This window comes from Pseudomonas sp. FSL R10-2964 (genome assembly GCF_009600035.1).
Taxonomy (GTDB): Bacteria; Pseudomonadota; Gammaproteobacteria; order Pseudomonadales; family Pseudomonadaceae; genus Aquipseudomonas; species Aquipseudomonas bubulae.
Genome location: NZ_WIWH01000022.1, coordinates 83,692 through 96,737, shown reverse-complemented (window position 1 = coordinate 96,737; position 13,046 = coordinate 83,692). Strand labels below are relative to the sequence as shown.

Genomic DNA, 13,046 nt, shown 5'->3' with positions numbered 1-13,046 from the left:
TGAGCAAACCTGACTACGGGGCATAATGTGTCCACCATGTCCCCGCACGTGTGTCCACCATGTGTCCGGTCCGTACACGGCGTCTGGAAAAAGTGACTCGCCGTAAGGGCGAAACCAATATCCCGTTCAAACGCGAATGCCGGATATGTACCCGGTGTACCTGCTAAACCCTACCGCGGCCACAGACCTAACGCCCCTTGATCACCATCTCCCCCACCGCATCCCCCACGGCCTGCCAGTTGGGCCGGTACATCGACTCCACTTGCGGCGGCGGCACCCGATAGGTACCTGGTGTCACAGTACGGGCCAGGTACAGCAGGTGCGTAGTGCCGTAGCCATCCAGTTTGACTGCCGCCACATAACGATCATCCCGATACTCCTGATGCTGCACGCTGGCGTTCTGCATCGACTCGCGCCATTGCTTCACTTGAGTACTGGCGTTTTCAAGGCTGGCCGCGCTCTGCCCCAGGTTCTGGTTTTCCAGCTCCAGGCCTGCCGGCAGCAAATCCACCACCAGCGCATCAGGCACTTGCTGCTTGGCCGTCACGGCCAGATGCACCAGCACCAGATCACCACTTTTCAGCGCCTTGAGATCCAGCGGCTCACCGTTCATACCCAGGTAGTCGCGGCGAATGCTCATGTTTTCGCCGCCCGCCGCCGGGGCGTGCTGTGGATAACCCGAAATCGTCAGCTGTTGATAAATCGGCGCGCTGCCTGCGTTACGCAGGCTCAGGGGCGAAGCTAGCAGCGGCCCGTCGAGCTTAAGCCCTGAGCGGGCATTGTTCAGCTCGCGGGTCTGATCGCCACTGGTGAGTTGCGCACTCCAGCTGGCCTCAGGCTTGCCCAGCAAATCGCGACCGGCGAGGAACAGTGAATTGCGTTCCTGGGTCGACAGCCACTGACTCGCCGCCAGTTGATCGGACAGGTCGAACAGTCGCTGTTCACGCTGACCACTCATCAGGTTGTTCTCTTCCAGCAAGGCCAGAATCAACGCCTGATCGCGCAGCGGGCTGCCGTAGTCGCCCAGCCATTGATCAGCCTTGCGCTTCGCCGCCAACCCCGCCACCAACGCTTGATCGGCGCGCGGTTGATCGCCCATTTTCTGCAGGGCAATGGCCAACTGCACCAGAGGCAAACCGGAACGGGCATCGCTGCGGCGCTCAAAAATGCTGCGCAGCGCACCCAGCGGCGCCTGTTGGCTTCGGGCCAGGACCAGCGCTGCATAGGCCTGTACGGCAAAGCGGGTGTGGTCGAGGTTGTCGCTGTAGTCGGCCTCGATCAGGTTGCGTTCCTGCACATAACGCAGCAACCGCTCGCTGGCCTTTTTCAGCGCCTCGGGAGGTACCGCGTAGCCTTGATCGCGGGCGCGCAGCAGGAAGTCGGTGATATAGGCCGTGAGCCAGTACTCTTCCTGACCGTCCGCGCCCCACAGGCCAAAACTGCCGTTGTAGCGCTGCATGCCCAGCAGGCGCTCGATACCCAACTCGATTTTGCGTTTGCGCTCGGTGTCCGGCTCGCCTTCAAGGCCCAGGCGTTTGAGCAGGGCTGCATCGGCATACAGAGCCGGGTACAGGCCGCTGGTGGTTTGCTCGGAACAGCCATACGGGTAAGCCTTGAGCGCACGAATCTGCTCGCCAAGATTCAGCGGCGGGCGGCTCGACAAGCTGAGCAAGGCTTCACGCCCGGCCGGTTCAAAGGCTTGCAGCTCGCCCTCGGGCAGGCTCCAGGGCTGGTCGTTGAGCACAGCACGGTAATGCTTTAGCAATGCTGGATACGCCGGGCGCACCCCCAACGTCCATTCGCGGGTGAACGGCGCCAGGGTTTCACCCGGCAGGTCCAGGCCATTGACCGTCACCTTGACCACACCGGTGCCATACCCGCCCAGCGCCTTGACCGGAACCTGCAAGGTACTGCGCTGGCCGGGGCTGAGTGTCAGGTTCTGTGTCGCGTCACCCAGCAGGCTCAGTTGCCCCTCGGTGTTAAGGTTCACGTGCAGCGTTTGCGGCTTGTCGGTGAGGTTGGACAGGTCCAGCGCCAGCCGCGTCTCGTCGCCACCGGCCAGAAAGCGCGGCGCAGCCAGCTCGGCCACCAATGGTGCTGCGACCACGGTTCTGGCCTCGGCCATGCCGTAGCGATCGTCGGTCCAGGCTTGTGCCATCAAGCGCAACTCGCCGTTAAAGTCAGGGATATCCACACTGACTTCACCTTCGCCCTGCTCGTTGAGCGTCACCGGTGCGCTTTGCAGCGCCACGATGGTGACACTGGTGGCAGGTCGCTTGCCGCCCTTGGCCAGTGCCGCATCGCCGCCGAACGCCAGGCTGGCCAGACGGCCCTGCCCGGCCTCAATCAACTGCCCGTAAATATCCAGCTGATCCGCCCCATAGGCCTTGCGCCCGAACAGGCTGGCGAACGGGTCGGGGGTCGGGTACTCAGTGATATTGAGCACGCCCACATCCACGGCAGCCAGCAGTACATGGGCCTGTTTGGGAATGCTGCCATCGGCATTTTTAGCCGAGAGCTTCACCGTCAGAGGTTGCTTGGGACGCATTTTTTCAGGGGCATCCAGCGTAAGAGCCAACTTGCGCTGGCTGCGATCGATGGGCAGGTGCAGCACCCCTACAGCGCGCTTGGGAGTGATATTGGTCTTGCGCTCACCGGGGCGGATCACCAGTGCACTGATATACAAGTCATGCCGGGCCCAGCTCGGGTCGAGTCTGATTTCGTAGGCCTTGCCCTCGGCCGGCACTTCGATTTCCTGCCACCACAACGGGCCATCGCTGCCTTCAACCAGCAAGTAGCCCTTGCCAGCCGCAGGTGGCGTGACCGTGACCGTGACCTTGGCCGTATCGCCATCGGCATAAGCGGCCTTGTCCAGCGCCAGCTTGACCTGGTCGGGGCGCACGGCACCGCCTTCGGCGTTGTCCTGGGCACGATAACCGGCCCAGAAACGCAGGCTGCTGATCAAGCCGGTTTGCGGGTCTTCAACCTCTACGCGGTAAGGGCCCCACTCCACCGGAAAGCTGACCTTGGCGGTTTCGCCCGCCTTGAGGCTGAGGGTCTCTTCGTTGAGGTTCAGAAACTTCTCGTTGTAGTGATAACTCCAGCCGTCGTTGTCCGAGTAGTTCCAGTAGTAATCGCGGCGTTCACGCACCAGACGCACCTTGAGGTTGTCGGCCGCCAATTTGTTGCCCTGGCTGTCAGCAACCAGCAGCTCGAACTCAACCGGGCCGTCGCCATCGGTTTCAGCACCGTCAAACAGGCCGCGCAGCCCCGGCAGACGGTCTGCCGGCCATACCGGCTGCACCAGGCGACGGGTAATCGGGCGCCCGCCCGACTCCTGCAAACTGGCCTGCACAATCAGTTGCAACGGCGATTTGGCATCGCTCCATTGACTGTCAATGCTGAGGGTTTGCTTGCCGTCGGCGTTGAGCACGCTTTCGTCCAGCTCCAGATCCTGGGTCAGCTCCGGTTCTGTCACCGAACCGAACTGATAGCCCGGCAAGGCACTGACCGCCTCGCGCAATGGCCGCACATAGACCTGCCCGCTCAAGCGGTTACCGGCTGCCGGAGCACCGTACAGGTAACGCCCGGCAACCTGGATTTCAGCGGTTTGCTCGGGGCTCAGCGGGGTATCGCTGCCCTTGAGTTCAAGTGCCATGCGCTCGGGTAAAAAGTCCTCGACCAAAAACTCGTACAGCTGCGGCTTGCCGTCACCAAAGTCGAACACCAGCTGCCAGCGCCCGGTCGGCGCTTCGGCGGCCAGTTGCAGCGGGTACTGATACAGACCGGAAGCATCCGGCGTCCAGACGAACTTGCGGCTCACCTGCTCGTCCGGGCGACGCACCTCGACGCTGACCGGCTGCGGCTTGACCGGGTTGCCGTCGCGGTCGCGCAGCAAGGCATTGAGCAGCACGGTTTCGCCGGGGCGATACAGATCACGGGGGCCAAATACAAAGAACTGCAACGGATGCGCCTGCGGGCCGCCAATATCGAATTCGGCCAGATCCAGCGCCGCCGTGTTCAAGCGCAACAGGCTGGTCTGGTCGCCCTGGCGCGCCAGCAGCACTTCGGCCTTGGGTGGCAAGGCCAGCTCGGCATGCCCGTCCTTGCCCGTCTTGCCCCGGCCAAGCATCTTGCCCTTGCCATCAAGCAACTCGAGATCGATGCCGCTCAGTGCACTGCCACCTTCCAGGGCCTGTGTGAACACATCCAGGCGCTTTTGGTAGCGATGCACCGAAAGTCCGATATCGCTGAGGGTAAACAAGGTGGCTGGGGTCGAATAGTTGTAACTGCCGGAGGCGGTCATCACCGCCAGATAAACTCCCGGCTGCTGCAAGGGCTTGATCCCGGCCGTGGGCAGGATCAGGGTTTCCCGGGTATTGCGCGCCGGGTTCAAGTCAAAACGGCCGCTGTAAACCAGATCGGCCATATTCAGCAGATCCCTGGCTTCGTAGCTTTGCAGGCTGCTGTTGCGCCCCCACTGGCTGAGAAACGCCGGCAGCGACTCGGGTTTGACCCGAAAGAACTCGACATCGACCTTGTCGACGTTCAGCGCGATCACCGGCAGACCTTCGGCCAGGCGCGTGGGCAGCAGGTTGCCACGGCTGGCGAAGCCGACCGTGGGTTGCAGGTCGCGGGTTTCCAGGCGACTGACGTATTCGGCGGCGAGCTTGGCATCGTTGACGGCGCGCAGGCCGGGGTCGACGGTAAGGATCAACTTGCGCTGCGGCTCAAGGTGGCGCAGGCGCAACTCCATCAGGTTGTCCGACAGCTCCCAGGCGCCATCGACCTTGCCGGCCTTGGCGTCCACCAGATGCAGTTTGTCGGCAAAGTTCTGCTGCGGGTCCAGCGGCACTGAAAAGCTCACGGACAAGGTGCTGGCCCCGTCCAGCTGCACTTCAGAGACGTCTACCACACTCAACTCGCGCCCGGCATAACGCTCGGCCAGCACTTTGACGTCCTGTACCGGTTTAGCCGGCTGGCTCGTGGCCACCTGTGGCGTGGCGGGTTTGTCGACGCTGGAAGAATCACAAGCGCTCAGCAGCGCCAGCGTGCAGGCCAAAAGCAGTCCTTTGTTCAGCATGGTGTACTCGTTTACCGGGCAGTTAAGGGTTGACTATATAACAGCTGGATGAAGATCAAGAGCCCCTCACCCTAGCCCTCTCCCGAAGGGATAGGGGACAAAAGCGCAGATCAGCCCCCTCGCCCTCCGGGAGAGGGTTGGGGTGAGGGCAGGCTTTGCGGCTACAATCGCGCTCCCCCAAGGAGCCTGCATGTCATCTTCCCTGTTAGCCGACTGGCGCGACCGTCCTACCCATCGCCGGGTGTGGGCGCTGGCGGCCCCCATGATCCTGTCCAATATCTCCGTGCCGCTGGTAGCGTTGGTCGACAGTACTGTCATCGGCCATTTGCCCCACGCCCATCAACTGGGCGCCGTCGCCGTGGGCGCCAGCCTGTATATCTTCCTGGCCTGGATGATGGGTTTTCTGCGCATGGGCACCACCGGCTTCGCCGCGCAGGCCGCCGGACGCGGTGATGGCGCCGCGCTGCGGCAAATCCTGCTGCAGGGCCTGTTGCTCAGCGTGCTGTTGTCGATGCTGCTGGGGGCCATTGCGATTCCTTTTAGCGGCGTGGCCCTGAGCCTGATGCAGCCCTCCACCGAACTGCACGCGCTGACTCTGGAGTTCTTCCACACACGGCTATTTGGCCTGCCCGCCGCACTGGCCAGTTATGCACTGGTAGGCTGGTTTTTGGGCACGCAAAACGCCCGCGCACCGCTGGCGATCCTGCTGACGACCAATCTGGTGAATATCGCGCTGAACCTGTGGTTCGTCCTCGGGCTGGACTGGGGGGTGGCAGGCTCGGCCCGGGCTTCGGTGATTGCCGAATGGAGCGGCGCCCTGCTCGGCCTGTGGCTGACCCGCGGTGCCCTGCGTCGATATCCGGGCAAGGTAGTGTGGGCCGCCCTGGGCATGTGGCACAACTGGAAGCCGTTACTGGGGGTCAATCGCGATATTTTTATCCGCAGCCTGATGCTGCAACTGGTGTTTTTCTCCATCACCCTGCAAGGCGCCCGCCTGGGCGATGCCACCGTGGCTGCCAATGCGTTATTGCTCAATGGCCTGCTGCTGGCTGCCCATGCCCTGGACGGTCTGGCCCACGCCGTCGAGGCACTGTGCGGACACGCTATTGGCGCCCGCGACCGTGAGGCGTTGCGCCGCTCGATGGTGGTGGCCTGCGGCTGGTCACTATTGGCCAGCCTGGGTTTTGCGCTGCTGTTTATGTTCGGCGGGCATCTGTTTGTGCAAATGCAGACCGATATTCCCGTTGTGCGCGAAACCGCTTTCCAGTACTTGCCCTATCTGGCCCTGCTGCCGCTGATTGCAGTGTGGAGCTACTTGCTTGACGGGCTGTTTATCGGTGCTACCCGCGCTCGTGAAATGCGCAACGCCATGGTGATCAGCGTGGCCATCGCCTTCCCCGCCGCCTGGGTCCTGCACGGCTATGGCAACCACGGGCTGTGGATAAGTTTCCTGCTGTTTATGGTGCTGCGCAGCCTGACCCTGGGCGTGTATGCATGGCAGATGCAGCGCAAGAATCAGTGGTTCGGCGCCTGACACTGAGGCGAAAAAAAACGCCGGCCCGTGCAATGCACAGGCCGGCGTTTTTCGGTCAGCTCTGAAGCCCGTGGGGATCAGTGGCTCGACAGGTACGACGAGCGGGTCAGGCCCAGGCGCAGTGCGTCGAGGTACTGGGTACGCTCCTTGGCACTGATGCTGGCGCTGGCCACTTTGTCGCGGTAGTGGTTCATCAGCTCTTCAGGCGACAAGTGCACGTAGCGCAGCATGTCTTCGATGGTGTCATGGGTCTCGATACCGGCGTGGTACACGCTGCCGTCTTCGTTCTGGTAGATGTTCACCGAGTCGGTGTCACCGAACAGGTTGTGCATGTCACCGAGGATTTCCTGGTAAGCGCCCACCAGGAAGATCCCCAGCAGGTAGTCTTCACCTTCGTTCAGCCCGTGCACCGGCAGGCTGGTTTCGATGCTCTGCTCGTCGACGTATTGCTTGATCTTGCCGTCGGAGTCACAGGTCAGGTCTTGCAACACGGCGCGGCGCAGCGGCTCTTCGTTGAGACGATGCAGCGGCAGGATCGGCAGTACCTGGCCAATCGCCCAGGTGTCCGGCAGACTCTGGAACACCGAGAAGTTGCAGATGTACTTGTCGGCCAGCTTGTCGTTGAGCTCGTCCAGCACCTGACGGTGGGAACGCTGACGCGCTTTCAGCGAGTTGTGCAGGCGACGGCACACCGCGAAGTAGCACTGCTCGGCCAGGGCCTTTTCCGCCAGGGTGATTTTGCCATCAGCGTACTGGGCAGCGATATCGCTCATGTAGTGCGTGGCGCGCCAGTAGGTTTCGGTGACCATCTCAATGTCGGTCGGCCCCAGCAGGTCCACCAGCCATTGCACGGTTTCCGGCAGGCTTTCCTTGTTTTCGATCACCGGCACGTCGTCGTTGTGTTTCTCGACGTCGGTCACCTGCACCACCAGCATGGCGTGGTGCGCGGTCAGGGAACGGCCACTCTCGGAGAAGATGTGCGGGTGCGGCAGGCTCTGCGCATCGCAGAACTCTTTGAGCATACCCACGACCACACCGGCGTAATCGTCCATGTCGTAGTTGATCGAACTGGCGTTGCGCGAGTGGGTACCGTCGTAATCCACACCCAGACCGCCGCCCACGTCGATATGGTCAACCGGCAGGCCGAGGTTGCGCAGTTCGCCGTAATAGCGGATCGCCTCCTTGAAACCGTGCTGGTAGTCCGCCAGGTTGGCGATCTGCGAGCCCATATGGAAGTGCAGCAGGCGGATGCCCTGGTCCAGACCGGCCGCACGGAAGCGCTCAACCACCGACAGCAATTGCGCGGCAGAAAGACCGAATTTGGATTTTTCACCGCCGGTGTCGGCCCACTTGCTCGACGCCAGGGACGACAGGCGCACGCGCAGGCCAACCTGTGGCTTGACCTTGAGCGAGGCCGCTTCTTCGATCACCAGGTCTACTTCGGATTCTTTCTCGATCACGATAAAGACGTTGTGACCCAGCTTCTGGCCCATCAGCGCCAGGCGGATGAACTCACGGTCCTTGTAACCATTGCAGACGATGGTGCCGCCCTTGGGCGCCAGGGCCAGCACGGCCAGCAGCTCGGGCTTGGAGCCGGCTTCAAGACCGATCGACACGTTCTTGGTAGCGATGATGTTTTCGATCACCGCTTCCTGCTGGTTAACCTTGATCGGGTACAGCGCGGTGTATTCGCTCTGGTATTCCAGGCGCGCGATGTTGGCATCGAATGCGCCGGTCAGCTGGCGTACACGGTCTTGCAGGATATCCGGGAAACGCACCAGCAACGGCAAGGACAAACCGCTGGTCTTGCGCAGCTCGTCGACCTGCTCGTACAAATCGATGGGCGAGCTGTTCGGGCCGTTCGGACGGACTTCTACGCGACCGGCTTCATTGATCGCGAAATACCCGGCCCCCCAATGGCGAATCCCGTAAACACTGCGGCTGTCCGCAACTGTCCATTGGCTGCCATCGTCTTTGCGTGTGCGTCGTACGGACATCGAAGTCCCCTATAAATAAGTCAAATAGCCCAGCCTGAAAGCAGGCTGGCGCAGTCTAAAGTGTGAACGTGACGATTAGTCAGACCCTGACAATAGCGCCGAGTTTAGAAACCGGTGATAACAGGCTCTGTGAAAACCATGGCGAGCACGCTCTGACCAGCCTTCGAGGGGCGCCAGAACGGCTGTGCGGTGGCTTTCACAGAGGCTGCTAGCCGCCCGACTTCTTGGCTTTGAAACCGAGCTTGACCAGCTCGGCCAGCAGCAGTTCGACGTGGTCGCCCTGGATCTCGATGATGCCGTCTTTCAACGCGCCACCGGTGCCGCAGCGTTTTTTCAACGTCGTGGCCAGTTCCTTGAGTGCGTCTTCAGCCAACGGCACGCCGGTGATGGTGGTCACCGTCTTGCCGCCACGGCCTTTGCTTTCGCGGCGCACACGGGCGATGCCATCACCTTCGGGGATCAGGGTTTGTTTGCAGGTACAGGCATCCACCGGCTGACGGCAGTCCGGACAGTGACGACCTGCGTCGGTGGAAAATACCAGGCCACCCAGGGCGGCGAAGGATGCGGCTTTTTTGGCCACCGGCAATCCTCATTCGGAGGACAAATAATTGGCCGGTGCCTGGCGCTGTTGCGCCAGGGTGTACCGACCGCGAAGCCCCACTCTGGCAGGGGCAGCGCAACTCAGGAGGGAAAACCGCCTGAGCCTGAAAAAGGTCGCGCAGTGTAACGACAAAATCGCTGCATCCCAATAGCCAATCGGCGGCATTTTTTAAAGCGCCAGCCACGAACTTGTGGGAGCGGGCTTGCTCGCGATGGGATCGCAGCGGTGCAACTGAAAAACCGGGTCGACTGAATCGCGAGCAAGCCCGCTCCCACAGGGGGAATCAACGTCAGCCCTGGGTCATATAACGCTTGAGCGCATCCAGTGAGTCAGGGCAGTAGTCTAGTTGCGTACTCAGGCGCAATGCCTCGGCCACCGGCATAAAGCACGCTTGCTGCACTTCCTCGGGCTGCACCTGCAACGGGCCGTCCCACACCGCTGAAAACACTGCGCACCACAGATGGTTTTGCGGAGCCTCGAAGTAAAAGCGCTCATGGGCCGTCAGCGGCACACCACTCACACCCAGTTCTTCGGCCAACTCACGGGCCGCCGATTCGGCGTAGGTTTCATTCACCCCGACCATGCCGCCCGCTGCCACATCCCAGAACCCCGGGTACAGCGCTTTGCTCAGGGTGCGTTGATGCACGCACAGCTCCCCGGCAGAGTTGAACAGCAAAATGAACGTACCCCGCCCGATCAGGCCGCGCTCGCGCAATTCATGACGGGGCAGACCACCCAGCAGGCGATCATCGCGATCCACCCAGGCAACTTGCTCGACATCAGAGGCCGCACGGTGTGCGGCCTCCAAGGCTGAAATGGCCATTGCTTAGCCTTGCGACAACAATTGACGCAAGTCCATGACCGCCGCGTTGGCGCGGGAAATATAGTTGGCCATGACCAGCGAATGGTTGGCCAGCACGCCATAGCCGCTGCCATTGAGGATCATCGGGCTCCAGACCGGTTCTTGCGCCGCTTCCAGCTCGCGAATGATCTGGCGCACGCTGACCGTGGCGTTCTTTTTCGCCAGCACATCGGCAAAGTCGACCTCAATGGCACGCAGCAAGTGTGACAGCGCCCAGGCCTGACCACGGGCTTCATAGAACACGTTGTCGATCTGCATCCACGGGGTTTCTACCACCTCTTCATCCACCACCGGCACCTGACCCGGTTGCAGGCTTTCGGTTTTCAGCGCGCTGTTGAGCTTGACCCGACCCACGCTGGCCGACAGGCGTTGCGACAGGGAGCCCAGACGGGTGCCCACATCGCCCAGCCAGTTGTTGAGGTTGTCGGCGCGGGCATAGAACAGGGCGTTTTTCTGATTCGGGTCAGACAGGCGTGCCTGATAACGGCTCAGGGAATTGATGCCTTCCTGGTATTCGGATTCGCTGGACGGCAGCATCCAGCTTTTGTTGTCAAAGTTGAAACGCGGCTCGGCCTTGGCCAGATCGGCATCTTCCGCAGACTGCGACTGTGAACGGGCGAAGTCTTTGCGCAGGGCGCGGGTCAGGTCGCGCACCTGCACCAGAACGCCGTATTCCCAGCTAGGGATGTTGTCCAGAAAAATGCCCGGTGGAAAACGGTCATTGGACAGGTAACCGCCCGGCTTGCTCAGCAATGTGCCGGCCACGGTCTTGAGGGTTTCGACGGTGGTGAAGCCAGGCACCATCTGCTTGCCTTCTTTTTCGGCCGCCAATTGCGCGTTTTGCTGCACCGGGAACAGATCCGGCTCCTGGCTCCAGTACCAGCCCAGACCCAGGTTCACCAGCACAAAAATCCCTACCAGCACCGCGATGGAACGGCTCAGCAGGATGCTCTTGAAATAGCCACGCGACTGTATTTTGGGCTCTTTGACCGATTCGCGGGCTGTGCCCTCACGTTTTTTCCAGTCCAGCATGGCTATATCCTTTCATATGCTTGATTCAACGGTTCGACCACAACCCTAACCCATCGTGCCTTGCATGCACGCTTTTTATCTCAGGGGGCCACTACGCCCGGCACTATAGAACAAGCGCACAGGTGATGGGCAATATGGCTGCCCGACAGTTAATTTCAAGGAGAAACTCGTAGATTTGCAATGAGCTGCTAGCATAGAGCCATCATTCGATTGCAGCATGCCTCCCTACCCAGCAGCCAGGTTATGACCGAGCAAGAAGATCCCAGTCGCGAGCGTCTGAAAAACCACTTTGCCCAGCGTGTCACCCACCAGGCCCGCCAGATCCTTGAGATCTGGCAACGTCTGCAGGCCAATGAGTGGTCGCCTGCCGGCCTGGCCGAGCTCGACGACGCCAATTTGCGCCTGCTGCGCTTTGCCGAGCGCTTCGAGCAACCGGAGCATACCGCGCTGGCGCGGGCCATCGGCCTGGCGCTGCAGGACATGGCCGCCAACCAGAGCCGCCTGAGCAGCTCGATCATCACCGAACTCAATCGCCTTATGCAGCGCCTGTCACGCACCGGCCTGCGTCAGGGCGACTTGATGGGAAATATCAACCTGCCACCGCTGCGCAAGCCGGTGTATATCCTGCTGCAAGACCTGCCGCGCGCCGACCGACTAGCCAGGCAGCTGGAGTTTTTCGAGCTCAGCGCCCAGGCGATCAGCAGCCCGGCAGCATTTCGTCAGGCCATGGCCGAGCGTCATCCGGCCGCCATTGTGATGGACGTGGACTTTGCCAGCCCCGGTTTTGGCCTTGAACTGGCCGCCCAGGCCCAGGCCGGTCTTGAGCAAAAATTGCCGCTGCTGTTTTTCAGCCTGCATGAAACCGACACCCCGACCCGCCTTGCAGCGGTGCGCGCAGGCGGGCAGGCGTTTTTGACCGGCACCCTGGAAGCCTCCAGCCTGATGGAGAAAATCGAGGTGCTGACCTGTGTCGCCCAATATGAGCCCTACAAAGTGCTGATCATTGACGACTCCCGGGCCCAGGCGCTGCACACCGAGCGCCTGCTCAACAGCGCAGGCATTGTTACCCGCACCCTGATCGATCCGATCCAGGCGATGGCCGAGCTGGCAGACTTCCAGCCAGACCTGATCATCCTCGACATGTACATGCCCTCCTGTACCGGCACCGAGCTGGCCAAGGTCATCCGCCACAACGACCGCTACGTCAGCGTGCCAATCATTTATCTGTCGGCCGAAGACGATATGGACAAGCAGCTTGATGCCATGAGCGAGGGCGGCGATGACTTCCTGACCAAGCCAATCCAGCCGCGCCATCTGATCACCACCGTACGCAACCGTGCCGTGCGCGCCCGCCATCTCAAGGCGCGGATGGTGCGCGACAGCCTGACCGGGTTGTACAACCACACCCATATCCTGCAACTGCTCGAAGACTGCACCTTTCGCGCCCGCCGCGAGAACCGCCCCTTGAGCTTTGCCATGCTCGACCTCGATCACTTCAAGCACGTCAACGATGGCTACGGCCACCCCATGGGCGACCGGGTGATCAAGAGCCTGGCGCTGTTTCTCAAGCAGCGCCTGCGCAAAAGCGACTTTATTGGCCGCTACGGCGGCGAGGAATTCGCGATTGTGATGCCTGACACCGATCAAGAGTCGGCCTATAAGGTACTCAATCAGATTCGCCAGCGCTTTGCCGAAATCCACTACCCGGCCCAGCCCGCAGATCTGTCGTGCTCCTTCAGCGCAGGCGTGGTGCAGATGCAGGGCGAAGCCGACAGCCTGCAAATGGCCTCCCAGGCCGATGAGGCGCTGTACCGCGCCAAGAACAATGGGCGCAATCAGGTACAACCCTTTCACCAGACAAGGCCAATTGCCACTATTTGCCCCTGATCCCGAGTTTTCGTCACAACGCTGTAACTTAAGTGCAATAACTTTTGCCG

Annotated in this window: 7 protein-coding genes; 2 read left to right on the top strand and 5 right to left on the bottom strand. The window is 61.3% G+C overall.

Annotation, left to right across the window (positions count from 1 at the left end; genetic code table 11):
• Nucleotides 1-187 precede the first annotated feature (187 nt).
• On the bottom strand, nt 188-5,083 hold the full coding sequence (locus GHN92_RS14260; RefSeq protein ID WP_153380416.1) for an alpha-2-macroglobulin: 4,896 nt from the start codon (nt 5,081-5,083) through the stop codon (nt 188-190).
• A 190-nt stretch (nt 5,084-5,273) separates the two neighbouring features.
• Between GHN92_RS14260 and GHN92_RS14255 the strand changes: the two genes are divergently transcribed.
• Nucleotides 5,274-6,617: an MATE family efflux transporter gene (locus tag GHN92_RS14255; RefSeq protein ID WP_133144718.1), complete on the top strand. Its 1,344-nt coding sequence runs from the start codon at nt 5,274-5,276 to the stop codon at nt 6,615-6,617.
• Nucleotides 6,618-6,694: 77 nt separating this feature from the next.
• Here GHN92_RS14255 and speA read toward each other — a convergent pair whose 3' ends face one another.
• From speA to GHN92_RS14235, 4 genes are all read right to left on the bottom strand, one after another.
• Nucleotides 6,695-8,614 carry an arginine decarboxylase gene (gene speA / locus GHN92_RS14250; RefSeq protein ID WP_095001036.1) on the bottom strand — a complete coding sequence of 640 codons (1,920 nt, stop codon included), beginning with the start codon at nt 8,612-8,614 and terminating at the stop codon, nt 6,695-6,697.
• A gap of 208 nt (nt 8,615-8,822) precedes the next feature.
• Nucleotides 8,823-9,194, bottom strand: coding sequence for a translation initiation factor Sui1 (locus tag GHN92_RS14245; protein WP_133144719.1), 372 nt, complete (start codon nt 9,192-9,194; stop codon nt 8,823-8,825).
• Nucleotides 9,195-9,504: 310 nt separating this feature from the next.
• Nucleotides 9,505-10,038: an NUDIX hydrolase gene (locus GHN92_RS14240; RefSeq protein WP_095001035.1), complete on the bottom strand. Its 534-nt coding sequence runs from the start codon at nt 10,036-10,038 to the stop codon at nt 9,505-9,507.
• A gap of 3 nt (nt 10,039-10,041) precedes the next feature.
• Nucleotides 10,042-11,109, bottom strand: coding sequence for a DUF2333 family protein (locus GHN92_RS14235; protein WP_095001034.1), 1,068 nt, complete (start codon nt 11,107-11,109; stop codon nt 10,042-10,044).
• Nucleotides 11,110-11,352: 243 nt separating this feature from the next.
• Between GHN92_RS14235 and GHN92_RS14230 the strand changes: the two genes are divergently transcribed.
• Complete coding sequence (locus GHN92_RS14230; protein ID WP_095001033.1) at nt 11,353-12,996, top strand: PleD family two-component system response regulator; 1,644 nt, start codon at nt 11,353-11,355, stop codon at nt 12,994-12,996.
• Nucleotides 12,997-13,046 lie beyond the last annotated feature (50 nt).